This window comes from Lancefieldella parvula DNF00906 (genome assembly GCF_000758945.1).
GTDB classification, from domain to species: Bacteria; Actinomycetota; Coriobacteriia; order Coriobacteriales; family Atopobiaceae; genus Lancefieldella; species Lancefieldella parvula_C.
On the sequence record NZ_JRND01000004.1, the window covers coordinates 24,754 to 48,959 of the forward strand.

Here is a 24,206-nt window from a genome sequence, read left to right on the forward strand (position 1 = left end):
TGTGAAATTCTCCATAAAGAAAACGAGCACCCAAAATGGATGCTCATTTAACTTTTTGATATTTTGAGGCATCAGCGCTCTCTTAGCGCGTAACTCCCTCAAAGAATGCGCCAATTGCGTGGCTTGGCTCTTCGCCGGTAAGCGTAGAAATAACGTTTACCGCTGGTCCCAGAAGATCGATTGATGGGATGAGGCGCTGATCAAGCTCACGACGAATCTCTCTTCTGAGAGAGCCATCTGCAAAGGTGTGGAAGACTGCACGAGGGCGATTCTCATCTTCATGCTCGTTGAAGTATGCACGAACATCATCAACGCTATGAATGTTTGGAACCCTTACAATCTCTACGGATTCATCACCAAACTGAGCAGCAGCAGCCTTAACTACTGCAGCACCGGTCTCTCCACGAGAGTCTGACAAAACGTAGACGATAGGCAGACCATCACCAAGAGAGTTGTTATCAATATCAAGTGTGCTCATGCTGTAACCCTTTCAGTCAAGTATTCAGAAAGATACAAACATTTATCAATCTAAGCGTACCCTACTTCTTGCGAGAAAGCACACTAATATCGGCGACATTACTAAATACCTGGGCAAACTTGTTCAAAAGACGCAAACGATTTCGGCGAACGGTATCATTTTCATCCATGACAAGTACTTTGTCGAAGAAAATATCAATTGGCTCACGCAGCTGAGACAGCGCAGAAACAGCAGCAGCATAGTCTGCACCAGCAAGAGCAGCAGCCACTTGCTTCTGGCCTTCTTCGCAAGCAGCGAGCAATGACATCTCTGGCTCAGTGAGAAGCTCTATATCAACTTCTACGCCAAGAGAAGCGTCACTGAGGTGAGCTGCACGTGCATAAGCAGTAGCGAGGTCCTCAAAGAGCTCAGGCTCATTCTGGCGAGCCTCATCAAGTGCGCGAGCACGCTGAAGGAACTCATCAGGATTGATAACGTCAATTGCACTGACAGCCTCAATAGCATCTGCAGAGATCTTCTCGTCCTTAGCAATAGATGCAAGGCGGCCAATAAAGTACTGCTCAACCTGAGACTGAACAGACTCGTCAACAGCAAGACCCTGCTGGCGGTAAAGCTCCAGAGAGCTTGCAATAAGCTTCTTGAGGTCAAGGTTGGAGGTAGAACGGACCAGCGCAATGACGCCAATTGCTGCACGACGAACAGCGTAAGGATCGGAAGAGCCGGTTGGTGGCTCGTTGATAGCAAAGATGCCGCAGATGGTATCAAGCTTGTCAGCAATAGCTACAAAGCGACCAATCTGGCCACTTGGGAGCTCGTCGCCAGCAAAGCGAGGACGATAGTGCTCGCGAATTGCTGCAGCTACATCGCTCTTCTCGCCAGCTGCCTCTGCGTAGTAGCCACCCATAACGCCCTGCTGGCTGGTGAACTCGACAACTGCCTGGCTGACAAGGTCTGCCTTAGCAAGGTGAGCGGCGCGAGCAGCAAGCTCTGCCTCTTCCTTGCTAGATGTCTCGTCGAGTGCAATCTCTGCAGCAAGAACCTCCATACGCTGGGTCTTCTGTAGAACCGTACCAAGCTTCTCCTGGAAAACAACAGTCTCAAGGCGCTGAGCAAACTCGTCAAGCGTGTGCTTCAAGTCCTCCTCAAAGAAGAACTTAGCGTCGTCGAGACGAGCACGAACAACACGCTCGTTGCCGTCAATGACGCGCTCTGCACAAGATGGGTCTGCATTAGAAACCACAATAAACTCGCGAGTCAGCTTACCCTCAGCGTCATAGATTGGGAAATAGCGCTGGTTGGAAAGCATGGACTCAGTAATAATCTCTGAAGGAACGTTAAGGAATTCCTCGTCAAAGGTACCCACAAGAACCTGAGGCCACTCAGTTAGGTTAATGACCTCCTCAAAGACCTTCTCTGGCATATCAACGTGAGAGCCCGGACGAGCAACCTCAACCTCTTTAATGCCGGCGAGAATAACGTCTTTTCTCTGCTCCTGAAGCAAAACGCCAGCATCTTTAAGTACCTGCTCATAGTCAGCTGGACTTGCTACCTCATGGTATCCAGGACCAAGAACACGATGGCCCTGGGTGGTGTTTGAGCTAGTTACATCAGCGTACGTAACAGGAACAATCTCTGAACCAAAGAGGACGCACAGCCAACGAACAGGTCGAACGTAGCGCTCATGGAAAGAACCCCAGCGCTGACTACGAGGCCAATCAAGTGCAGAAATCCAAGAAGTTGCCAGCTCAGAGAGAATCTTTGTGGCAGGAACTGAAGGAATATTGAGCTCTGCAAAAACATACTCATGACCGTCAGTGTCTACACGACGAGTCAGCGCATCAGCGCTTACGCCGCACTTACGAGCAAACCCCTCGGCAGCCTTAGTTGGATTACCCTCTGCATCAAAAGCAATCTCTGCCTTAGGACCACGCTTGACCTCTGAAATCTCTTCTGTAGCCTCAGCAACGTCCTTTACATAGGCAGTTAAACGACGAGGTGTCGAGAGAATCTTAACCTCTCCAAATGACAAGCCAGAGTCTTTAAGTCCGGAAACGACAAGCTTATTGAACTGAGCAATAGCTTTCTGCAATGGAGCAGAAGGCATCTCTTCAGAACCAATCTCAAAAAGGAAGTCTCTAACCTCAGCCACTTAAGCCACCTCCTCCTGAGTAGTTGCTGCAGGTGCTTTCTTAGAAGCAACCTCCTCCAAATACGATTCACAGCATGCCTTAGCAACAGTGCGAACACGAAGAATATAGTTAGCTCTCTCAACAGCAGAAAGAGCACCACGAGAGTCAAGTAGGTTGAATGCATGGCTGCACTTCATAACGCAGTCATACGCAGGTAGTGGAAGCTTACGCTCAAGGCAGCTGTGGCACTCTGCCTCATACTCGTCGAACTTCTCGCGCATAAGCTCAATGTTGGCTACCTCAAAGTTATAAGTTGAGAACTCACGCTCGTTCTCCAAAAATACCTGGCCGTACGTCATTGGCGTGCCGTCTGGCAAGTAACTCCATACCAGGTCATAGACGGAATCTACACCCTGAGCGTACATAGCAATACGCTCAAGACCATAGGTAATCTCAACAGGAACTGGGTCTACCTCAATACCGCCTACCTGCTGGAAGTACGTGAACTGAGTGACCTCCATGCCATTGAGCCAGACCTCCCAGCCAAGACCCCAAGCACCAAGCGTTGGGCTCTCCCAGTCGTCCTCAACAAAGCGAACGTCGTGGTCTTTTGGATCAAGGCCAATAGCGGCAAGTGAGCCAAGATAGAGGTCTTGAGAGTCTGCAGGAGATGGCTTAATCAAAACCTGGAACTGATAGTAATGCTGCAAGCGGTTGGGGTTCTCGCCATAGCGTCCATCAGCAGGACGACGGCAAGGCTGAGGATAGCAGGTACGCCAGGCATCGGGGCCAAGTGAGCGCAGGATAGTTGCGGTATGGAAGGTACCGGCACCTACCTCAGAGTCATATGGCTGCATGACCGTACAACCTTTTTCTGCCCAATAGTGTTCAAGGGTCAAAATCATATCTTGAAATGTAAGTGGTGTTGCGCCCATGATGTTCTTTCTCTCAAATGTCCGACGTAAGTACTATAGCCCGCGAGCATGATCAAAGGGCCAGAAAATAAACATTGCCTTAGAAGTCACGGTAGATACCGCAACAGGACCAAAATATCTGGAATCCAGCGAGTTTGTTCTGTTGTCACCCATAACAAAAATATGACCTGCAGGAACAGTATACGGATAATTCTGAATTACGGCACCGTTGCGATCTGCAAGAGAATACGTTGGCTTACCTTCGGTGTAAGGCTCGTCCATAAGCTGGCCGTCAATGTACACTGCACCATCGCGTAAATCAACCGTTTGACCAGCTGTAGCAATAACACGCTTTACCAAAAGTGTGTCAGAGTTTAGAGGACTGGTAAAGGTAATTACATCCCCTGCCTGAGGAGTTCCACCAAAACGATAGGTGAGCTTCTCTCCTACCAAACGGTCCCCCAGCTGAATGGTATTGAGCATGGAGCCCGTTGGAACTTCATAGACTTCAGCGACAAAGGTTCTGATAAAAAATGCCAGTAAAACTGCAACAACAACAATTGCTACGTACTGAAAAAGTTCAACTGCTTTCGAGTGTCCACTACTCATCGTCATCACCAGATTGCTGATCAAGTTCTGCTAAATACGCAATATCATCATCGGTGAGCTGAGCTGTCTCAAGAAGGTCTGGTCGCCAAGCACGTGTACGAGCAAGTGCGGAGCGTCGTCTCCAGACCGAAACAGCACCATGGTCTCCCGATAGAAGCACCGACGGAACTTCTCGCCCCTCAAAATTTGATGGTCGCGTGTACTGAGCATACTCCAAAAGACCGTCATCAGAAAACGATTCATCTTGGGAGCTCATTTCATCGCCGAGCGCACCTGGAAGTAGACGCACAACGGAGTCAATAACGGTAAGTGCAGGAAGCTCTCCACCAGTCAATACGTAATCTCCCATAGAAATTACGTCATCTGCCAGATCATAGACGCGTTCATCCATACCCTCATAGCGGCCACAGACAAATAAAATGCGGTCTTTTTCAGAAAGCTCTTGGGCAATTGCCTGAGAATACTGCCTACCAACTGGTGAGAAAAACACCACATAGGGCTTAGGTTCCGCTTGATCGGAAATTGCACGAACTGCCTCAAAGATGGGAGCAGGCTTCATAAGCATGCCTTGTCCGCCGCCAAAAGGAGCGTCGTCTACCGTACGATGCCTATCATGTGTCCAGTCACGCAAATCATGTGCATAGAACTCAAAAATGTTTGCCTTTTGAGCTCTGCCCATAATAGAAGCATGTAAATAGGGCGAGAAGACCTCAGGAAATACTGAGAGCGTTTCTAGACGCATGCTACTCACCTAACCTAAGAAGACCCTGAGGAATTGAGACGGTAATGGGACCCTCAGCTGGAGCCTCTTTGATAAATTCATCAACAGCAGGCATCATTACCTGGCCAAAAGGTCCCTCAAGTACCCACACATTTTGTGTGGGTCCAATAAGAACCTCTGAAATTTCACCCAGAGAACCATGTTCTATATCAAGTACTTCTCTACCCACAAGCAGAGAAACATTGACCAGACCAAAGTTTTCTGGAAGACAATCTTCTTCTACCAGAAGCGTTTTACCCACAAGCTCTTCAGCGTCTGAGATGGTAGTTACGTCTTCAAAAGTTACAAGACTACCTTCTCTGTCATCTGACTCAACAGAGACAACTGAGAACTGCCTTGGGCCTTTAAGTGCAGGCGGAACAGGAACAACTGTCATGCCTTCAGCTATAAGAGAAGGAAGGCTGTGAACGGGAACCGTCACAACCTCCCCTCTTTTACCATGCGTTTTAACAATTTGAGCAATTGCTCGCCAGTGTTTACGCAAAATTAGCCTACAACCTCGACATCAACAGAGGTGCCAACACGCTGGCCAAGAGCACGAGCCAAAGTACGAATAGCCTTAATGGTTCTACCCTTGCGGCCGATGACACGTCCAGCGTCTTCCTCAGAGCAAGAAACCTCAATCAAGGCTCCATCCTCGCGATCGGTGACGTCGAGTGCAACAGCATCTTCATTATCGACAAGACCACAAACGATGTACTCAACAAGGTCAGCAACCTTGTCAGAAGGCATCTCCTGAATGTCTTGATCGACAGCGTCTACCTCAGTGGGCTCTGTGAATTCAGACACGATTTACTCAGCCTCTGGAGCCTCGGACTCCTCAGCAGCTGCGGCAGCAGCCTCAGCAGCAGCCTCTGCAGCTGCAGCAGCCTTTGCCTGTGCCTTCTTGGAGAGCTTGGTCTTCTTCTCTGCAACTGGAGCACCAGTACGAGCAATCTCAATGAGGTGAGAAACTGCGCTTGTTGGCTGAGCGCCCTTTGCTACCCACTCGTCAACCTTCTCGAGGTTGATATCAATCGTCTTTGGGCTAGTCAGTGGGTTATAACGACCGACTTCTTCAATGTAACGACCATCGCGAGGCATGCGACCATCAGCGACAACTACGCGATAGTACGGACGCTTCTTGGCACCGTGACGGGCCAGACGAATCTTAACTGCCAATGAAAACTCCTCCATACGAGCGGTGCCTCGGATGTTAGATGGGCTGCACCGCAAAGCCACAAATCGGGTTACAAGTGTACAACAACGCGTTAACCTCGAAAAGTATAAATTTGTTCTCTTCAAAAAGTACTCGTAATTTATGTATGAAACACTTGTTCTATTTACGTAAAAAGTATACACTATATCTATGGAGACGTCAAAGAACATATCAGATAAAACCGCACGTAAATCGTGTGATTTTGAATGGCATGGTAAGGCTATTGGCCTTCTTGACTTAGATGCGTTCTTTGCATCTGTAGAACAACTTGATCATCCTGAGTGGCGTGGAAAACCTGTAATTGTAGGAGGTTCTCCTCACAAACGGGGCGTTGTTTCAACCGCATCTTATGAAGCAAGAAAGTATGGCGTTCATTCTGCCATGCCTTCAGCTACTGCAGTAAGGCTTTGTCCTCATGCAATTTGGACTTCAGGACGTTATGACAGATACTCAGAAATGAGTGCTCTTGTTATGGGTTTTCTCAAAGATGAGACTCCCCTTGTTGAACAAGTTTCTATTGATGAGGCATTTTTTGACATTACTCCTGGAAGATTTTCTAAAGAAAATCCTTTAGAAATTTGTAAGCGCATACAAAAGAAAGTTGCAGCACTAGGTATTACCTGCTCCATTGGACTAGGAACAAATAAAACAATTGCCAAGATTGCTTCTGAACAAGAAAAGCCTCGAGGTCTTACTGCGGTCTTTCCTGGTACAGAGGGCCGCTTTCTAGCACCACTGCCCATTGAGGCAATGAGCGGCATTGGTCCTGCTATGGCAAAAACTCTTCATCAGCAAGGAATCAAAACGCTTGGAGAACTCTCAAGAGCAGATGCAACATACCTCACTTCCCTTGTTGGCAATACAGCTTCAAAGATGATTTTGCGCGCGCAAGGAAAAGAGATCTCTGAAGTTCATGAAGCTGCCCAGCCTCGTGACATTAAGTCTGTTTCTAACGAGAGAACCTTTGAAACAGATTTGTTTGATAAACAAGAAATAGAAGAAGCTATTAGGCACATTGCTGGAGTTGTAGGAAGACGTCTTCGCCGCAAACAGTTACAAGGTTATACCGTAACGCTTAAGGTAAAAGCCTCTGCAACAGAGTCTCATACCGCTCAAAAAAGAATGTCTACTCCAACTGACGATGAGCACCTCTTTGCAGAGATTGCCGTTGGTCTTCTTTCATCCATTTGGAAAGAAGGTCAGCCAGTAAGACTGCTTGGCGTTGGCATTAGCTCATTTTCAGATGAGGAGCATGCCAAACCAGTGCAAACGTCTCTTTTTGATCAATTTAATGACACGTTTGACGCCGCAGCCCCTGGGCCTACAACAAAAAAGAAACCTCGGAGTGACTTACGTCATCTCTCCGAGGTAACCGATAAACTCAAAGATAAATTTGGTGCAGATGCTGTGCAATACGGTAGAGACCTACGCTTTGAGCATCGCGTCTCAGACACTATGCCTACAGGCAAAAACGAACAAATCTAGTACACCAGCACTACTCAGTAGGATCAGCAGATTCTGGAAGATTGTCTACCAGATCATCCTCGGAAAGCTCAAAGGCTGGAGCCAAAGCATCCTCTGGAAGATCGGCATAAGGAATATCAGAAGTCATAGCGCCCTCAATATCCAGCTCTACACGAGGAGCATCCGCCCAAAGTCGCTCAAGACGATAGTAGGACCTTACCTCAGGCTGGAATACGTGAACAACAACTGAGCCGTAGTCAATCAGAATCCAATTGAGACCGTCGCGACCCTCAGTAGAAATTGGACGAACGCCGCAATTTGCCGTGACCTTCTCGCGAACTTCATCAACAATAGCGTCAGCTAAACGAGCATTTCCACCAGTGCAGATAACAAAGTAATCGCAAACGTCACTGAGACCAGTGAGGTCAAGCACAAGAATATCTTCAGCTTTCTTCTGATCTGCAGCAATTGCAGCAGTCTTTGCAAGCTCAAGTGAAGTTACAGCCATGAATTTCTCCGTTTTCTCATGTAGCCAAGCTACTTAGATGTCTTCTCAATCATCTCATTGTATAGGGCAATTGAGTTTGGATACAAATAACTCCTTGATGAAATCACATACATCATAACGCTACAAAACGCCGTCTCATAAAGCTCATCGAGAGAACCGCCACGTAAATATACGTTTCTTGCTTCTTCGACCGATGTAAAGTTTGGACGCAGAGGCTCAATAAGATCAGCTACGTACAAGATTTTGTCTAGCTTGCTCATCTGACGGTCGCCCGCAGTGTGCTTCTGAATGGCGCTGAGAATCTGCTCAGAAAGCCAAGGATAGATGGCTGGTAGCGTTTTTGCGGCGAGAGGACCGTGTAAGAGTCCAACAATTTTCTGATAAGGAGCTTCCGTCTGGATACGAAAGCGCTCTGCCAGTTCAATGGTTTCTGCATCAGGAAGAAGTTTCTCCCAATCATGCAAAATACCTGCAACACGAGCGCTCAACATATCTGCACCATAAGCCTGCGCAAGCGTTTCTGCACAATGTCCCACAGAGATAGAATGCGCAAAACGCTTAGGGTTCTTGTGATACATATGACTCTTCAAATCAGACTCAAGCTGATCAATAAGCGCCTGTTGTTCTGCGGAGTAGACAATATCTTTTGCTATAAGTGTTCTTTCCATTATGTCCTACAAAATATTGAGTCAAGCCTAATCTCTACCTGTTTGACACTACCTTGTTACTGGCGTATGTCAATCTGAGCAGCGGGTCGCTTTGGCTTGACCACTTAATTGAGTGGCGTTGTGTCGGCGCCATAAAGCCCATGCTTGTGAATGTAACCTGTTACAGAATCGGGAGTTAGGTATCTGAGGCTCTGACCATTTTGAACTCTACTACGCAGATAGCTTGATGAGATTGCTAGTGCGGGAACCTCAAGATAGGTTACCTTGAAGTCATAAGGTGAGTCTGCAATAACCTTTTGAGCACGACTCAGCTCATAACCAGGACGCGTTGCAGCAACAAAGTGAGCAAGCTCTGCTACGGTCTGTGCATCTTTCCAGGCGACAATATCAGCAATTGCATCTGCACCAGTAATAAAGAAAAATTCAACGTTAGAGGGATATACCTTACGCAATCTTCTGAGCGTATCAGCGGTGTAGGTGATGCCCTCATAATCCACCTCAAAACGAGAAGCAACAAAATGAGGATTATCTGAGGTTGCCAGAAGCGTCATTGAGTAACGGTCTTCTCCCCTGGTAACTCCCTTATTTTGTTTGAACGCGGGGCGACCAGCAGGCATAAAGACAACCACATCAAGATCAAGGTCATCATATGCCTGCTCAGCGGCTACCAAGTGACCGTTATGAATGGGGTCAAAGGTTCCACCCATGATTCCCAGACGATAGGTGCGGTTTTTATCCTGTCCCAAACGAGGCAGGCCAGGGTGCATGTTATTTAAGACGTCGGCTGCCATACTCTACTCAGTTTCTGAAGAAGCCTCAGCTACATGAGACGGATCAGATGAAGCCTCTTCAAACTCAACATCTTCAAATTGCTGATCTGAAGCGTCCTCGTCAGGAATCTCTATGCCATCTGTATTTGGTTTATTTGGATCCTCATAGGTAAAGGTAAGCTCAAGAATGCGAATCTCATCGCCGTCAACTGCACCAGCCTTTGCCAGCTGTACTTCAAGCCCCATACGATCAAGACGACGCTGTAGATATGCCACAGCCTCATCATTGTCCCAATCGGTCTGAATAACCATACGCTCAATCTGACCACCAGAGACACGCCACGCATGACGCTCTTCTCGCTCAATACGAAGTTTGTTGTCACGACGAAGTCGCTGATGCTCCCAAGCCTCACTGCGGTCAACCGTTGGCGTAGTAATGGCAATTTCTTTGCGGAGCTCTGCCACTTCTGCAGCACAGGTAGTAACAAAATCATCAAGATTTAAACCTGTTACGGTAGAGATGGCAAAGAAAGTCCTACCATCAGCTTCTGCAGCCTTTCTGAGAGCCTCAATAGCATCTTCTGTACCAGGCATATCGCATTTATTTGCTACTACAATCTGAGGGCGGTCAGCCAGCTTTGAAGCGTACGCTTTAAGCTCCTCGTTAATAGCGTGGTAGTCCTCTACAGGATCTCTACCTTCATAGCCACCGGTAACATCGACCATATGGACAATAAGCGCTGTGCGCTCAATATGGCGAAGGAACTGATGACCAAGACCCTTACCCTCAGAGGCACCCTCGATAAGACCAGGGACGTCCGCGCAGACAAACGACTGACCGTTCTGTGCACGAACAACGCCCAAGTTTGGAACAAGGGTGGTAAAAGGATAGTCAGCAATCTTTGGACGAGCTGCACTGATACGTGCAATAAGAGAGCTCTTACCAACAGAAGGCATGCCCACCAAGGCCACATCTGCCATAAGCTTCATCTCTAGCTCAATCCAATGCTCTTGGGCTGGCTCGCCCTTCTCGGCAAATGCCGGTGCACGCCTCACTGAGGTGACAAAGTGAATGTTACCGCGGCCACCATTGCCACCAGGAGCAACAACTACCTGCTCACCGGGAGAAGTAAGATCGGCAATCTCGTAGAGTGGCTCTTGTGTAACTGGATCAAGCTCGCGCACAACGGTTCCCAGAGGTACCTTGAGCAGCAAATCTTGTCCGTCAGAACCATGGCGGCGAGCTCCCTTACCATGGGTGCCGCGCTCTGCTTTAAAGTGATGTTTGTAGCGGTAATCAATCAGGGACGAAAGCTGCGCGTCTGCAACAATGACAACATTGCCGCCGTGACCGCCATCGCCACCGTCAGGACCGCCTTTTGGAACATATGCTTCTCGGCGGAAAGACATGCAGCCTGCACCGCCGTCTCCACCTTTAACGTTGATATGACAAAGATCAGTGAAAGTTTCCACGTGTCCTCCTTCTAATACCTTAATGTTACGGCATTTACCAGCGAAGCACAGTGAAAACGCGAGAAGTTCTTATGAGAACACGAGGATAACAACAATTACTGCAACACCAAGAATCATCAAAGCAAAGTCTGATGGAGCCAAAGGATAGCGTTTAAATGCAGATGAAGCGTTCCTTAAATAGAAACCTCGTTGCTCAGCTGCAAGTGCCGAAGCATCAGCTTTTTTAACGGAACTTACCAACAAAGGAACAATCAAAGGCATGGTGAGCTGGAGCTTCTTAATTGGATTTTTGGTATCAAACTCAACGCCGCGAGCCATCTGAGCCTCCATAATATGGTTCATCTCGGAAGCAAAGACAGGCACAAAACGCAAAACCGTTGCAATGGTAAACGCATAAGGATAAGGAACATGCGCAACTTCTACCAGCGCATTCATGAGGTCTTCTACGCGCATAAGCGAGAGCATAGAAAGCAGCGGCAGTGCCAGCGCAATTGTTTTTAGGGCAACGTTAAAGCCGCGCTCCAAACCACCTACCGTGATGAATAAAAAGAGCGTTTGACCTGCAGGGGCAACAAGCGTCTGTACAACGCACAAGATAAGACCTAAGACAGCAAAGCCAAATACCAGCTTAAAAGTCTTCTGAGCATTCTGTGAGACAACTCCCACACAAATAGTGAGCGCGAGTACCGCAAGCACCTCAATCGTTCCTTGAGCGGCAAAGGCGGCCACAAAGAGCTCAAGCGCAAATACAAGCTTGGCCACGGGATTTGCCTTGTGAAGGAAGCTTGTTCCTTCGGTGTAATCAATAACACTACCCACGAGGAGCCTCCTTACCATTCAGCGTTGCCGCAATACGAGCAATCTCAAACTGATGCTGCAATGCCTCAAGCACCTCGGAAGCGCTGTTAAGTCCTGCAAAGGAAGGATCCACATGCTCCCCTACAAGCTTTGACAGCTGAATCATCTGAGGAGCCTCAACATACGCTTCTTTCAAAACCTCATCTGTCGAGAAGATCTGTGTAACTTCCCCATCATCTAACACGCTGCCATGCGCCATAACGACAATTCTTGTGGCAAAGTCCAGCACAACCTCCATGTCATGACAGACCATAAGAACTGCACAGCCCTTCTCGCACAGTGATTTGACCATATTCATGACCTGCATACACTCTTTGTAATCCAGACCCGAAGTTGGCTCATCAAGCACAAGAATATCTGGCTCGCAGGCAACCACAGATGCAAGCGCAACCATCTGACGCTGTCCGCGAGAAAGCATAAACGGAGACGCATCTGCATCAAGCCCCATGCGATCAATTACTTCAAGCGCTTTCTTGCGAGCATCTTCTGCAGACACAGCCTTGAGCTCAAGACCAAACGCAATCTCCTCAAGAACGCTCTCTTTACAGATCTGATAATCGGGATTTTGGAACAGCGTAGAGACGTGCTGAGCAATCTGCGACGTCTTCCAATCCTTGCATGAAGAACCCTTAATATGAATGTCTCCCGATCGAGGACGCAACAGGCCATTTACCAGCTTAGTTAAAGTTGTTTTACCTGCGCCATTTTGACCGACAAGTGCCACAAGCTCACCAGGATGCAAACTGAGGGAGACGCGCTCAACACCATCAGTACTCCCCTGATATTTAAAAGTGGCGTCGATAACGTCAAGAACAGATTGAACGCTTGGCTGGTCAGCGTCTTGAAGAACACCAATTCTGTCAAATGGCCCGCTCGATTCAGCAACCACAGGACCATCTATTTTTGGAAGATATGTCTCCCCTGCTAACTCGACGTCATTAGTAGCTACTGGTTCAGAGTCCTCTGTAAGGGAAATACTGCGATGCTGGAGAGCGCCTACACAGCACGCAAGCTGCTTGGCGGCTGACTGAACTGACAACGCAGTTTCATCGCAGGCAGCTCTGTCCGCCTCAGATAACAAGTGAGCATACTCAGACTGATGAGAGAGCTCATAGACGCCTTTTGAGACGCGCACGCAACGAGGAACATCAACGCCAACCTCTTGCAGTAAATCTACCTGAGAGAACACTTCCTCACCGTTACCGTATGCACAAATGGAGCCCTTATCCATAACGGCAATCTTTGAGCAATACTTAGCGAGAAGACCCACTTTTTGCTCAATTACCACAACCGTAATGCCTTTGGTTTTGTTGAGCTCTGAAAGGGTCTGGAAGATTAACTCGGACGACGTTGGATCTAAGGCCGCTGTTGGCTCATCAAGCACCATAACCTGTGGCTGAAGCGCCAAAAGTGCCGCTATAGCAACCTTTTGCTTCTGTCCACCAGAAAGAGAAGCAATCTCTCTAAAGCGGAGGTTGGCAATACCAACTGTCTCTAGAGCATAGGTAATGCGCTCTGGAATCTCTGCATGAGGAACCGCAAAGTTCTCAAGGCCAAAGAGAAGCTCATCCTCAACAATTGAAGCAACCATCTGCGCGTTGATATCCTGGGTTACAGAACCCACAATTTTAGAGATATCAGTCAGCGCAACTGTGCAGGTGTCCATTCCAGCGACAAGAATCTTTCCAAAGAAACTTCCTCTAAAGTGATGAGGAATAGCGCCAGAAAGCGCAAGAGCAAGCGTGGACTTGCCTGCGCCAGAAGGACCAACAATACCTACAAAGTCACCCTCCTGAACGCTCAGTGACAGCTCATTCAGAGCATGCGCTGAGCTATCAGGATAGCTATATGACACAGATTGAACTTCAATAATAGACACAGTGTTCTCCAGGAAATAAGTGCGTATCTAAGAACTTATCGACCCAAAACCTTCTTAAGAGGAGCCGCAAGAACCTGAACAACAATAGCATTAAAAAATGCGGTTCCCACGATGACAGGAAGCATTACGTAGAAAAGCTCAATAGTTGCACCCTTTGCTGGAATAGCAATGGCAGCAAAGATCAAGCCAGAAATAAGAGTGGTTACAAAAGAACCAATTGCAGGCATTACTGGCTTATCTGCAAGAGCAGACCTTGTGAAAGCAAACATAACAAGTGAAGCTGCGCCCTCTGCAACAAAATCAGCACCAGGAACAGAGGTGGTCAGCTGAATAACGGTAGCTGCGATAAGACCAATAACCAGGCTCTGAACAGCGTTTGGCTTAAGCAAAAGAATAGCCAGGCAGAACGAAGAAATAATGAACTCTGGACCAATTCCAATAGCACTAATTGCCTTGCCAACGGTTAGGTTAAGAATAAAACCTGCGGCAATAAGAACGGCAACAAGAACTAGAGAAGTAACGTCCAATACACCTGCATTTTTTGAAACAGCAACAACACGTGGTGCCTGCTCTGCAGATCCTGTCTCTGTACTTGCGGCGTTGACCTCATTGAAATTTTCTGTAGACATACAAACTCCTTTAACGCAAAACCAAAACGTACAAATAAAACTTTTAACAACACGGGTTTCTCGCCATCCGGATTGAGCAAGAAACGTACGCACAAAAAAAGCTCTCGGTCACCCGAGAGCCTCTAAATGCGTATGCAGAAGCAACTCATCGCTGACCGGAGAAAGACAAGTTGTTCCACCACCACTGCTGAGTGCATGTAGCGCGCATGATATGTCCTCCTCCCAAGAGCGTAAATTGCAATGTAAGAAGAATACCATTACTTTGCCCGGTTGTGTCAAGAAATACATTAAGAAACAAATTAGAAACTGTGAACGGTACGCGTAAGATACTGCGAGAAACAAAAAGGGGTCCCGAAGGACCCCTTGAATGAACTGCGAATGTTCAAGAAAACTTATGCCTCAGCAGCAACGACGTTAACGACGTGCTTAGCACCCTTCTTGAACTCAACAACGCCATCGCAAAGTGCAAAGAGAGTGTCATCCTTGCCGCGACCAACGTTTACGCCAGGAGTGATGTGAGTACCACGCTGACGGATGATAATCTGGCCAGCCTTGATTGCCTGACCACCGTAAATCTTAACGCCAAGGCGCTGTGCTTGTGAGTCGCGACCATTGCGGGAAGAGCCGAGACCTTTCTTGTGTGCCATAAATGCTACCTGCCTATCTCAATATCAGAAGTGACCAATTACTCTGCAGACTCGTCGGATGCCTTAGCAGCAGCCTTACGAGCGGTAGGAAGCGCGGTAACCTTCAGCTTAGTAAGGTTCTGACGGTGACCATTGGCGCGGTGATAGCGCTTACGCTTGTGGAACTTGAAGACGAGGACCTTCTTGTCCTTGTACTGCTCAAGAACCTCACAGGTAACCTTCTTAGAGGAAAGAGTGGCAGCGTCAGCAACAACCTTCTTGCCGTCGTTAAGCATAAGAACATCAAGCTTTACCTTATCGCCAGGCTGCGCATCAAGCTTCTCGACGCTGATTACGTCGCCCTTGGCAACCTTATACTGCTTGCCACCAGTTGCTACGATTGCGTACATGTGTGTAACCCTTCATTGCTGATTCTTGCAACGATTAATACTATCTTTGTATTTCTGAAGATCCGAGCAAAGATCTTCGCCGCCGTGACCTGTGACATCCGCGGGAAACTGTCGGTGTCCCATGTCCCTCGGCGAGAAACACAACTCGAAATAGTCTACTGCATATTTCAGAAAATTCCAAGACAAAACTACATGTTATAGAGGCTTCACAAGGAGTCCATTTTCTGAAACGTGTGCCTGTGAAACGCGGCACACCTTCAACGAATCGATACCTTGAAGACCATCCACGCCTGCCTCAGCAGCAACTCTTTGCGCCTCATAAATCAAAACTGCAGGTCTAAGCGCTGCTCTTGGATCTTGGAGTGTATCAAGCTCAAATGAAATGCACGTTTCAGATGAGCTCTCAGAAATCTTATAGCCCGCAAACGTTGTCTCTAAATTGACCACTTTTTGCTTATCTCCGCGCTTGTATGTCAGCTCTTTTTTGGCGAGAAGATCCTCAAACCCCCAACGCAGCGCGTCTGACCTAAGACCTTCTCCCAAAATGTCACATCTCCAATGAGCGGCATTCAACCATGCTTCAAGCGCTGGCAGCGACCGATCAACGTAGCTGGCAGCAAACGGAGCAAGCGCGGGAGGCGTAGCCGACAACAACCTCTCTAACGCTTCATCCGGGTCCACGTATTCTGTGAGCTTCAAGTCAAAGTACTCCGCCTCAGACGAAGCGCCAACGGGAAGCGCCTGAGAGAACTGCACGCCCATGCGTTTTGCAAAGCCGTTACCTACCCTAAATGGCAGCTGAGCTCGGCGAACACAGCGCTCAATGGTACCAATAAGCTCAAGGTGTCCTAAAAACGCAAGGCGGTCATCTTTCTTGTAAGCCACGCGAAGCCTAAAAATCTCTGCTCCACGCTCCGTCATAATCTCTGGCTGAATCTGCGGCCTACCAGCGCGCCAGTCTTTCTTCGCCGGCTCAGCCGCCTCAGGAGCTACGCTCTCTACCTGCATATCCATCATGAGCGCACCCCCATCAACACGTTGTCGACCTTCAAGGTCTGGCATACCGCACATCCCGTACAAGAGCTAAACGTGCAATCGGGTGTGGTAACTTCATCCAGTGCTCGACGATATTCTCGCTGTAGATAACCCTTGGAGACGCCAGGAGACGTGTGATCCCAAGGGAGTTTTGCCTGGATATCAAAGGTCTCTGTTGCAATCTCAGAGAGCGAGAAACCCAGACTTTCTGCAGCTGCATTCCACGCATCAAGGTTAAACTCACTGGTCCACGCATCAAACTTGCAACCATTTTTCCACGCCTGGTAAATCAGATCAAAGCCGTCGCGACCCATCTTTGAGAGCGCACCTTCTACCAGCGAAGTGCCGGAGTCATGATAGGCAATCTTGAGTCCCCTATCGTGGTTAGAAGACAGCAACAGCTGCTGCCTACGCTGGGCTTCCTCACGAGAAATCTGACCAACCCACTGGAATGGCGTGTAGGACTTGGGTACAAACACGGCAACAGAGGCAGAAACCGTAACGCCCTTGCCGCCAATTTCTCGACCGATATCTAAAATGCGCTTTGCAACTGCAGGAATGGCTTGAATGTCTTCATCGGTTTCTGTTGGAAGGCCCATCATAAAGTAGAGCTTCATGCGGCGCCAGCCGTTTTCAAACGCATTTCTAGCTGCGGACTCAAGATCATCCTCGGTAACATTCTTGTTGATGACGTCACGCATGCGCTGAGAGCCTGCTTCTGGAGCAAACGTCAGTCCGCCGCGCCTTGAGGTAGAAACGGCGTCTGCCATCTCCGCACCAAACGCGTCCATACGCTGGGAAGGAATGGAGATTCGCACGCCGCGTTTACGCAAATCAGAGTTCATACGGCGCAGAATATAGCCGCACTGAGAGTGATCCGTTGTAGAGAGCGACGTGAGCGAAACTTCATCGTAGCCGCTCTTCAAAAGGCCTTCCTCGCCTGCTTTCACAATCTGCTGAGCTGGACGCTCGCGAACAGGACGATACGTCATTCCGGCCTGACAGAACCTACAGCCGCGAGCACAGCCGCGCTGAATCTCTAGAGCCAGCCTGTCCTGAACAATTTCGGTATACGGAACAATGCGCTGCGCAACAGGGTCTGTTACTGAAAGATCTGGTAGGCAACGTTTATAGACCACGCTTGGTGCACTACTTCCCTCTTTAGGGACCGCATAACCCCAGCGTGTTGCGGTATTGTCGTGCACAATCTGATAAAGCGACGGCACGTAGACACCTTGAATCTCAGACAACCTCTGCAAAATCTCTTGGCGAGAAACTCCGTCAAGCTTGGAAGTTCTCACGCACTCGCACATCTCTACCAGCGCTTCTTCGCCATCACCTAAAAGAATTGCATCAAAGAGCGGGGCCACTGGCTCTGAGTTCCAAACAGAAGGACCGCCACCAAAAATTAGTGGGTCCTCTTCATCACGTTCTTCAGCGAGCAATGGAATGCCTGCTAAATCAAGCGTTTCTATAATGTTGGTAGCAATCATTTCATGTGCAAGCGTAAAACCAACCACATCAAAAGAAGCCAGAGGTGCAGCACCTTCCAAAGAAAGCAAAGGAACATTACGTTTGCGCATCAAAGCTGCCATATCAACCCAAGGCAGATAGGCGCGCTCACAAGAAATATGAGGTGCCTTATTCAAAGCGTTATAGAGAATGGCAATGCCCAAATTAGGCTGACCCACCTCGTACACGTCGGCGTAGACCATACAAACGTGAAAAGGGCCCTCTTGCTCCTCTACTGCTCCCCACTCGTGATTTAAGTATCTTGAGGGTTTCTCGACATGCGGAAGCATGGGCTCAATGAGATGGAAGAGATTTTCTCGTTTAACACGCACGATAGTCTACTTTCTATCTTTTGGCGAGGGACTGTGTGGTTGCTATCTCTACGGTATTTGATTGTGAATTTGTATCTGCTGTTGCGCTTGCGCCTGTAGAAGCACTCGAAGCGCCGGTTTTGGTAGAAGAATCAGCTGCTACCTCGTCGCGTTTCTCGGCAATTTTGCGAGCGTACGCGTGAATGACGCGAGCAGTAGTGTGAGTACCTGCGTACCCCATGCCAGCCTTAAGCGCCCAGCCAAACCCTGGAACTGCGCCTGCGACCGTGCGTGCAACCGTACGGTATCCAAAGCCCGCGCCCACAACGCCGAGAAGTTCGGCGATGGTTTCAACATTCATATTGATGTTATAGGCGGCGGTAATATCAAGCGCCAGTCTGATCTGGCGCGCTGTCATCAGCGGCATATCAGAGCCAGGAACCAATGCTACAGCTCCAATAGCTGCATTTTCTTTAGCGCAAGCAGCGGTTATCTGTTTGACCACTTGAGTTCTACAAAGAGGATACGCTGCCGCAAAAGAGACTGATTTTTCTGTTGCAGTTGCAATCCATGAAGAGAGTCGATCAAAGAGCACTTCTTCAGTGGTGCCCGCAACAATGCTAATAAGCCCCGTGTTGTAGAGCGTATCAGCAATTTGTTGCGCTTCAACTGCAGACTCTACAACCACCGCACAAGGAATTGAATGACTTACCAACATGGTAAGGGCGTCCTCGTACTGTGATGTTGGCGTAGGAATAATCACCGCAATATCAGGAATAGCAGCATTCTTTCCCGTGCGACCAATGCCTCCAGAAACAAACGAAACACCGTCGGCAAGTTTAGAGACACGCACCGTTGCATCTGTTCTCTCTGGCATAAAATACGAATGTACAGCCAGGATTACCTCTTCAGAAGCAAGGGAATCAACGTAGATATGCGTATAAGTTGGCTCTAGAGATGAAAGCGACCCGCGGAATTCTTGTAATACAGAGGTAGCAAGTTTGCCCAAGCTGTTTCTTTTTGCCATGGCTTATGCCGCCTTTGTTTTATGTCTGTAAACAGACTGGACGATTCCTACAGAAACGAGCTGAGCAATCATCGATGTTGATCCAAAGCTGATAAAAGGCAATGGAATACCAGTAATAGGCATGATACCAATACACATGCCAACATTCTGCAAAACCTGGAACGACCACATGGCCGCACAACCAACAAGTACCAGTTTAGAGAAGGTATTCTCGGTCTTCATGGCAAACAGAATGGTTGCAAAAATCATCCATGCAAAAAGTGAAAGCATAACGAATGCACCAAGGAAGCCAAACTCTTCCGAGAAGAGTGCAAAAACAAAGTCTGTGTGTGCCTCTGGTAAGAATCGTCCACTTGCCTGCGTAGCGTTACCTGGTCCTTTTCCAATAAAGCCACCAGAACCTACGGCAATCTTTGCCTGTTGCAGGTTATAGCCGTCTCCCGACGGATCAACAGAAGGATCCAAGAAGACGGTAAGACGCTTCATCTGGTACTCCTTAAGAATGTGAGGAATACCAGGAATCATAGAAGTCACAACAACAAGAGCAACAACAGCAATGAGCAAAAGAACGGTCACAAGAATCCAAGAACGTTTTGCACCAGAGCAAATGATGATGGTGGCTCCGATAACCAAAATAATCAGGCCAGTTCCCAGGTCAGGCAAAAGCATAATGGAGCCGAATGGAACCATCAATGTTCCACAAAGCTTTACATAGTCTCTAAGCGTTTCTACCTTACCGTTATACTGAGCACTCACCGAAGCCATAAGGAAGATTGTGACAATCTTTCCCAGCTCAGACGGCTGAAATCTAAATCCTACAAGTGGGATATTAACCCAACCAGTCATACCCTTAACCGAAACGCCAAAGCCGGGAATCTTAGGCAAAATCATCAATACAACTACGCCAACAATCAGCACATTTGTCATATTTGCAAGTGCTCTGTAGTCATAGCGCCACATAAGCGTGGCAAAAACAAGGCCCAAACCAATACCCAGAAGGTGCCTAGGAAAACTAGCTTCGGCAATGTTCATCGATGCGGTCCAGATAACCACAATGCCGATGAGGACGAGAAGTGCCGCGGGAACAAGCTGTGCTAGATAAAGATTACTCAAGATATTCTTACCAGTAAGCTTCTCTTTCTTGGCAAGGCCGCCTGAAGGAATACCTCCACGCCTCCTAAAAGGTGAGTTCATTCTTTGTTTTGTAACTGCAGATGAATCAAGTGCCATGGGTTTCTCGCCTCCTTACCTACCAACGTTGTCTGGCTGATTATAAATTGCACCAAAAACGTCTCGAACAATATACATACCAGAACCTGCGCCAGAAGGTGCGCAATCTAGATTTGCAGCAACAACATACTGAGGCTTGTCAGCAGGTGCATAGCCAACAAACCAACCAACGGGCTCACCAATAGACTGCTGCTCAGCAGTACCCGTCTTGCCATTAACCGTGACATCAAGATTGGTCCAGTGGATAGTCTGAGAAGCAGATTCCTCATAGACAACGCCATAAAGACCACGAGCAACAATGTCTCGGTGCTCATCTTTTTCTTCTGGGCTCAGAATGACCTCGTTTTTATACTCAATAACAGAGCCATTTCCGTTTCTGGCATTAATACTCTTCAAAACATGTGGTTTGTAAATTGGACCTCGGTTTGCAATACCACAATACGCATTTGCCATCTGAAGGCAGGTTACCAAAAGATCGCCCTGTCCAATTGCAAGGTTACAGTTGTCGCCACCCTGCCACTTACGAGCATCATCAGGCGAGCTGGTAAAGTAATTCCACTTCCACTCTGCATCAGGAACGCGGCCAGATGCCTCTTCTGGAAGGTCAATACCAGAAAGCGCACCAAGTCCAAAGGCGCGGAATGTCTCTTGCATGCCCTCTGGATGATCGTTGTTATAGAAGAAGCCCTTACCAATCTCATAAAAAACAATATCGCAAGAGTTGGTAATACCGGTAATCAGATTAACGGTGCCGTGACCAGAAAGAAGCCAACAGTGCATGCCGTACTGCTCGCCAAAACCAGTCCAGAAACCCGTACAATACCAGCTTGAATTTCCGTCACAAATGCCATATTTGAGTCCAGCAAAGGTAGTAAGTGCTTTGATGGTAGATCCAGATGGATACTGTCCAGCAATTGCGCGATTCATCAGCGGATAGTTTGCCTCTTCAGAAGAAAGCGTATCCCAGTCAGAACTGGAAATACCTCCAACAAACATTGAAGGTGAATACGTTGGATAGCTTGCCATAGCAATAACTTCACCGTTAGTACAATCAAGTGCCACCACACTTGCACTGCGACCTTGGAAGTCTTGTGATCTAACTGTGTTGATAACACTGACAAGGGATGCTTCTGCTGCTTTTTGAATGTTTGCATCAATGGTCAAAACAACATCTGAGCCGCTCTGAGGAGCAATAGACGTTGAGTGAGATAAAACATTACCAGCAGCGTCAACATACACCGTTTGCTCACCACGAACACCCTGAAGAGCGGACTCGTACTGATACTCAACACCCGTTTGTCCCACGATATCACCGTGGGCATACACAAAGCCGCCATCCGCAGTTTTACTGCTTTCAAGCTGCTCTTGTGTAACGGTTCCGGTGTAGCCAACAACATGAGCTGCAAGAGAACCGTTTGGATAGGCGCGCTGGGTACGCTCCTCAATTGAAACGCCATCAAGCAAAGCACCATGAGCGTAAATGTAGGCAACTACGCGCCTAGAAACATCTACAGAAACCGTGCGAAGCGCTTGGGCACCATCAGAGGTATCCATGATTTTTCTGCGCACCGCCAACATAGGCATGCCCAGAAGGTTAGCAAGAATCTGCAGCTTAATGTAGTCTTCTGCAACGTCTGCTCGAGCTACTACCGTTGGACTTGGCCTGTTAGTAACAATCTCCACGCCATTTCTGTCCAGAATGCGACCACGAGGAGCTGCGGTAGTAACTGTTCGCGTACGGTTGCGCTCTGCTTGCTCAGTATAGTCAGCTGACGATAAGAGCTGCATGGTCCAAAGACGACCAATAAGCACGGCAAACATACCGCCAACAGCAATTGCAAATCCGATAAGTCTGGACGAGAGGGTCTTCTCGGCAGAGCCGTCAGAACCACCGGACGCCTTGGGAGCGCCGCCACCAATATCAAAGGTAAACGGCGAGTCTTTTCTACCAAAGGTGAGGTAAACAATGATCAAACCAATTGCTGCAACAGCGCAACAAGCAAGGATAACAAGGGTGAAATTCATACTAACCCCTTATTTGAGGCGCTGTGGAGCTCGGTGAGATCCGCGGTAGAGCGAAGTTCCACCCAAAGATGAATGAGACCTTTGGGAATGAGAAAGTACATAGAAAACAGGCAGAGCAGCCAAAATGGTGAACAACATGGTGGGGAAAGACTTAAACAGCAGCCCCTCAAAGAAGTTGCCACCAGAGCCAATCAAAGAATTAATGAGCTGATACATAAAGGTGACACCAAAAGTTTGAAGGGCAACAAAGCCCATAGAGGTACCAAAATTGCCAGAGATTCTGTCTCTTACCTCTTGGCCCATGAAATAAGAACTGACCACAAGCAAGAGTGCCATGAGACCAATGGGGTTGGCAGAAGTCAGATCATAGATTAGACCTGCAATAAAGCCGCTTATTACGCCAGTTTTGCCACCATATCTCAGGGCAATAGCTGCCGAGAAAATCAATGCAAAATTGATGACTCCCCCACCAAAAGAAACCTGTGGTGTAAGCATAATCTGCAAAATGAAGCAAACAACAGCAAGAACGGTGATGCTGCGTGTGTTTTTATTTCTATCAGAAACCTGCATACATCCCCCTTAATCTGTTCTTCCGCTGTTATGTTGTGTATTACCCGTTGGAGCAGCAACCGTTGCATTCTGCTGGGAATTTGTTGTGTTGTTTGCAGAGCCGCTGCCAGAAGAGTTGCTTGATGAAGAACCCGAAGATCCGTCTTTGGAGTCTTTATCCTTACTGTCAGAATTAGTTGCTGTTGGAGTGTTTTGCTTATCTGCCTCTGCAATATCATCTGCGGTAGCTTTTTGCTCCTCAGAAAGAGACGTGATAACCATTACCTCTTCGTTAGTACTGACATTTCCAAAAGGCTCAATAACAATGGTGTAATAAAGCGATCCTGGCGCTGCTTCAACGCTGGTAACTTTACCCAGAGGAAGACCCTTTGGGAACACGCCACCAAGTCCACTGGTAACTACTGTATCGCCTACAGCAACCTTCTGGTTGGTGTTGATCAGGTTAAGAGTAATCTGCCTTGAAGCGGAACCCATAAGCATACCCTGAGCTCGGCTGCTTTGAACCATAGCAGCCACACCGCTCTTCTCGTCAGTAATAAGACGAACGGTAGAAGTTGTAGGACCGCACTCAATGATCTGACCAATAACGCCGCCGCTATCAACAACAGGCATGCCAACAGCCAGTCCGGATGAAGTTCCCTTGTCAATCACAATGGTGTTATTGAACGAGTCAGTAGAACCAGAGATGACACGAGCACCCGTAGACTGCAGGTTATAGGTATTTTTAAGGTCGAGAAGACCCTGCAGACGCTGCGTAGACTGATTTGTCTCTTCGAGCTCTGCGTTTCTTGAACGCAGTTGCTCGTTTTCTGCCTTAAGATCAGAAAGCGTTTGCTGGTCTGCTGTTAAGTTACTAAAAATGTTACCAATGCCCTGGAAAGGCATAGCGATAGCAGAACCTGCCATTCTAAAAGGCATGGTAATAGTAGAGAAGCCGCCTCGAACCATCTCGAGCGGTCCCCCTGCACCCATACGAGCGCTAACCGTCAATAACACAATTGAAAGCAGCGAAAGAATAATAAAACTACGGCCGCCCGTATGCTTATTATTGTTAGATCCAAGGCCTGATGAAGCACCCTGGATCTGATTAGACAATGGCATA

At 48.0% G+C, this 24,206-nt stretch carries 25 protein-coding genes; 1 reads left to right on the plus strand and 24 read right to left on the minus strand.

Features of this window, described 5'->3' with window-relative positions; genetic code table 11:
• Positions 1-82: 82 nt before the first annotated feature.
• The 8 genes from HMPREF1647_RS00780 to rpsP form a co-directional block, all read right to left on the minus strand.
• Positions 83-478 (minus strand): kinase/pyrophosphorylase, encoded by a 396-nt coding sequence (locus tag HMPREF1647_RS00780; RefSeq protein ID WP_035431209.1) that lies wholly within the window; start codon positions 476-478, stop codon positions 83-85.
• A gap of 61 nt (positions 479-539) precedes the next feature.
• Positions 540-2,627, minus strand: coding sequence for a glycine--tRNA ligase subunit beta (gene glyS / locus HMPREF1647_RS00785; RefSeq protein ID WP_035431211.1), 2,088 nt, complete (start codon positions 2,625-2,627; stop codon positions 540-542).
• Positions 2,628-3,542 (minus strand): glycine--tRNA ligase subunit alpha, encoded by a 915-nt coding sequence (locus tag HMPREF1647_RS00790; RefSeq protein WP_035431212.1) that lies wholly within the window; start codon positions 3,540-3,542, stop codon positions 2,628-2,630. It lies immediately after the preceding gene.
• Between the two features lie 33 nt (positions 3,543-3,575).
• The gene (gene lepB / locus HMPREF1647_RS00795; RefSeq protein WP_035431214.1) at positions 3,576-4,130 is read right to left on the minus strand and encodes a signal peptidase I; all 555 of its coding nucleotides are present in this window, start codon (positions 4,128-4,130) and stop codon (positions 3,576-3,578) included.
• Positions 4,123-4,872, minus strand: coding sequence for a tRNA (guanosine(37)-N1)-methyltransferase TrmD (trmD, locus tag HMPREF1647_RS00800; RefSeq protein WP_035431217.1), 750 nt, complete (start codon positions 4,870-4,872; stop codon positions 4,123-4,125). The genes lepB and trmD overlap by 8 nt, the downstream gene beginning before the upstream one ends.
• A 1-nt stretch (position 4,873) precedes the next feature.
• Positions 4,874-5,395 (minus strand): ribosome maturation factor RimM, encoded by a 522-nt coding sequence (locus tag HMPREF1647_RS00805; RefSeq protein ID WP_035431221.1) that lies wholly within the window; start codon positions 5,393-5,395, stop codon positions 4,874-4,876.
• Between the two features lie 2 nt (positions 5,396-5,397).
• Complete coding sequence (locus HMPREF1647_RS00810; protein ID WP_081433531.1) at positions 5,398-5,643, minus strand: KH domain-containing protein; 246 nt, start codon at positions 5,641-5,643, stop codon at positions 5,398-5,400.
• A 60-nt stretch (positions 5,644-5,703) separates the two neighbouring features.
• On the minus strand, positions 5,704-6,072 hold the full coding sequence (gene rpsP / locus HMPREF1647_RS00815) for a 30S ribosomal protein S16 (protein ID WP_035427446.1): 369 nt from the start codon (positions 6,070-6,072) through the stop codon (positions 5,704-5,706).
• A gap of 187 nt (positions 6,073-6,259) precedes the next feature.
• Here rpsP and dinB point away from each other — a divergent pair, with 187 nt between their 5' ends.
• Positions 6,260-7,594, plus strand: coding sequence for a DNA polymerase IV (dinB, locus tag HMPREF1647_RS00820; protein ID WP_035431224.1), 1,335 nt, complete (start codon positions 6,260-6,262; stop codon positions 7,592-7,594).
• Positions 7,595-7,604: 10 nt separating this feature from the next.
• On the opposite strand, the gene rsfS is transcribed toward dinB, so the two are convergent.
• From rsfS to mreC, 16 genes are all read right to left on the minus strand, one after another.
• A complete protein-coding gene (gene rsfS / locus HMPREF1647_RS00825; RefSeq protein ID WP_035431226.1) occupies positions 7,605-8,081 on the minus strand; it encodes a ribosome silencing factor in 477 nt (158 codons plus the stop codon).
• Between the two features lie 29 nt (positions 8,082-8,110).
• Positions 8,111-8,749 carry a bis(5'-nucleosyl)-tetraphosphatase (symmetrical) YqeK gene (gene yqeK, locus HMPREF1647_RS00830; RefSeq protein WP_035431229.1) on the minus strand — a complete coding sequence of 213 codons (639 nt, stop codon included), beginning with the start codon at positions 8,747-8,749 and terminating at the stop codon, positions 8,111-8,113.
• 104 nt (positions 8,750-8,853) lie between these two features.
• Entirely contained in the window at positions 8,854-9,540 is a 687-nt protein-coding gene (nadD, locus tag HMPREF1647_RS00835; RefSeq protein ID WP_035431231.1) for a nicotinate-nucleotide adenylyltransferase, read from the minus strand.
• Positions 9,541-9,543: 3 nt separating this feature from the next.
• Positions 9,544-10,992 (minus strand): GTPase ObgE, encoded by a 1,449-nt coding sequence (gene obgE / locus HMPREF1647_RS00840; protein WP_035431234.1) that lies wholly within the window; start codon positions 10,990-10,992, stop codon positions 9,544-9,546.
• 69 nt (positions 10,993-11,061) lie between these two features.
• Complete coding sequence (locus HMPREF1647_RS00845) at positions 11,062-11,811, minus strand: energy-coupling factor transporter transmembrane component T family protein (protein WP_035431236.1); 750 nt, start codon at positions 11,809-11,811, stop codon at positions 11,062-11,064.
• Positions 11,804-13,729 (minus strand): ABC transporter ATP-binding protein, encoded by a 1,926-nt coding sequence (locus HMPREF1647_RS00850; RefSeq protein ID WP_035431239.1) that lies wholly within the window; start codon positions 13,727-13,729, stop codon positions 11,804-11,806. The genes HMPREF1647_RS00845 and HMPREF1647_RS00850 overlap by 8 nt, the downstream gene beginning before the upstream one ends.
• Before the next feature lie 35 nt (positions 13,730-13,764).
• Positions 13,765-14,358 carry a hypothetical protein gene (locus tag HMPREF1647_RS00855; protein WP_035431242.1) on the minus strand — a complete coding sequence of 198 codons (594 nt, stop codon included), beginning with the start codon at positions 14,356-14,358 and terminating at the stop codon, positions 13,765-13,767.
• A gap of 392 nt (positions 14,359-14,750) precedes the next feature.
• Positions 14,751-15,005 carry a 50S ribosomal protein L27 gene (gene rpmA / locus HMPREF1647_RS00860; RefSeq protein WP_012808765.1) on the minus strand — a complete coding sequence of 85 codons (255 nt, stop codon included), beginning with the start codon at positions 15,003-15,005 and terminating at the stop codon, positions 14,751-14,753.
• A gap of 38 nt (positions 15,006-15,043) precedes the next feature.
• On the minus strand, positions 15,044-15,394 hold the full coding sequence (gene rplU, locus HMPREF1647_RS00865; RefSeq protein ID WP_035427428.1) for a 50S ribosomal protein L21: 351 nt from the start codon (positions 15,392-15,394) through the stop codon (positions 15,044-15,046).
• Positions 15,395-15,589: 195 nt separating this feature from the next.
• The gene (locus tag HMPREF1647_RS06770) at positions 15,590-16,456 is read right to left on the minus strand and encodes a TIGR03936 family radical SAM-associated protein (protein ID WP_187468902.1); all 867 of its coding nucleotides are present in this window, start codon (positions 16,454-16,456) and stop codon (positions 15,590-15,592) included.
• Complete coding sequence (locus HMPREF1647_RS00875; protein ID WP_035431244.1) at positions 16,408-18,273, minus strand: TIGR03960 family B12-binding radical SAM protein; 1,866 nt, start codon at positions 18,271-18,273, stop codon at positions 16,408-16,410. Before HMPREF1647_RS00875 ends, HMPREF1647_RS06770 begins: the two co-directional genes overlap by 49 nt.
• Before the next feature lie 13 nt (positions 18,274-18,286).
• The gene (locus tag HMPREF1647_RS06775; RefSeq protein ID WP_052039074.1) at positions 18,287-19,279 is read right to left on the minus strand and encodes a hypothetical protein; all 993 of its coding nucleotides are present in this window, start codon (positions 19,277-19,279) and stop codon (positions 18,287-18,289) included.
• Between the two features lie 3 nt (positions 19,280-19,282).
• Positions 19,283-20,509, minus strand: a complete 1,227-nt coding sequence (locus HMPREF1647_RS00885) for an FtsW/RodA/SpoVE family cell cycle protein (protein ID WP_035431247.1) — start codon at positions 20,507-20,509, stop codon at positions 19,283-19,285.
• Positions 20,510-20,524: 15 nt separating this feature from the next.
• The gene (gene mrdA, locus HMPREF1647_RS00890; protein ID WP_035431249.1) at positions 20,525-22,534 is read right to left on the minus strand and encodes a penicillin-binding protein 2; all 2,010 of its coding nucleotides are present in this window, start codon (positions 22,532-22,534) and stop codon (positions 20,525-20,527) included.
• A gap of 9 nt (positions 22,535-22,543) precedes the next feature.
• Positions 22,544-23,104, minus strand: coding sequence for a rod shape-determining protein MreD (gene mreD / locus HMPREF1647_RS00895; protein ID WP_035431251.1), 561 nt, complete (start codon positions 23,102-23,104; stop codon positions 22,544-22,546).
• A 9-nt stretch (positions 23,105-23,113) separates the two neighbouring features.
• Entirely contained in the window at positions 23,114-24,205 is a 1,092-nt protein-coding gene (gene mreC, locus HMPREF1647_RS00900) for a rod shape-determining protein MreC (protein ID WP_035431254.1), read from the minus strand.
• Position 24,206 lies beyond the last annotated feature (1 nt).

Coding starts and splice junctions, on each gene's coding strand:
- rplU (WP_035427428.1), bottom strand. CDS start 15,394: ATGTACGCAATCGTAGCAACTGGTGGCAAGCAGTATAAGGTTGCCAAG.
- lepB (WP_035431214.1), bottom strand. CDS start 4,130: ATGAGTAGTGGACACTCGAAAGCAGTTGAACTTTTTCAGTACGTAGCA.
- mrdA (WP_035431249.1), bottom strand. CDS start 22,534: ATGAATTTCACCCTTGTTATCCTTGCTTGTTGCGCTGTTGCAGCAATT.
- trmD (WP_035431217.1), bottom strand. CDS start 4,872: ATGCGTCTAGAAACGCTCTCAGTATTTCCTGAGGTCTTCTCGCCCTAT.
- rpmA (WP_012808765.1), bottom strand. CDS start 15,005: ATGGCACACAAGAAAGGTCTCGGCTCTTCCCGCAATGGTCGCGACTCA.
- HMPREF1647_RS06770 (WP_187468902.1), bottom strand. CDS start 16,456: ATGCCAGACCTTGAAGGTCGACAACGTGTTGATGGGGGTGCGCTCATG.
- HMPREF1647_RS00780 (WP_035431209.1), bottom strand. CDS start 478: ATGAGCACACTTGATATTGATAACAACTCTCTTGGTGATGGTCTGCCT.
- dinB (WP_035431224.1), top strand. CDS start 6,260: ATGGAGACGTCAAAGAACATATCAGATAAAACCGCACGTAAATCGTGT.
- mreC (WP_035431254.1), bottom strand. CDS start 24,205: ATGCCATTGTCTAATCAGATCCAGGGTGCTTCATCAGGCCTTGGATCT.
- HMPREF1647_RS00790 (WP_035431212.1), bottom strand. CDS start 3,542: ATGGGCGCAACACCACTTACATTTCAAGATATGATTTTGACCCTTGAA.
- HMPREF1647_RS06775 (WP_052039074.1), bottom strand. CDS start 19,279: ATGGCAAAAAGAAACAGCTTGGGCAAACTTGCTACCTCTGTATTACAA.
- nadD (WP_035431231.1), bottom strand. CDS start 9,540: ATGGCAGCCGACGTCTTAAATAACATGCACCCTGGCCTGCCTCGTTTG.
- HMPREF1647_RS00855 (WP_035431242.1), bottom strand. CDS start 14,358: ATGTCTACAGAAAATTTCAATGAGGTCAACGCCGCAAGTACAGAGACA.
- mreD (WP_035431251.1), bottom strand. CDS start 23,104: ATGCAGGTTTCTGATAGAAATAAAAACACACGCAGCATCACCGTTCTT.
- HMPREF1647_RS00885 (WP_035431247.1), bottom strand. CDS start 20,509: ATGGCACTTGATTCATCTGCAGTTACAAAACAAAGAATGAACTCACCT.
- rsfS (WP_035431226.1), bottom strand. CDS start 8,081: ATGGCTGTAACTTCACTTGAGCTTGCAAAGACTGCTGCAATTGCTGCA.
- HMPREF1647_RS00810 (WP_081433531.1), bottom strand. CDS start 5,643: ATGCCTTCTGACAAGGTTGCTGACCTTGTTGAGTACATCGTTTGTGGT.
- yqeK (WP_035431229.1), bottom strand. CDS start 8,749: ATGGAAAGAACACTTATAGCAAAAGATATTGTCTACTCCGCAGAACAA.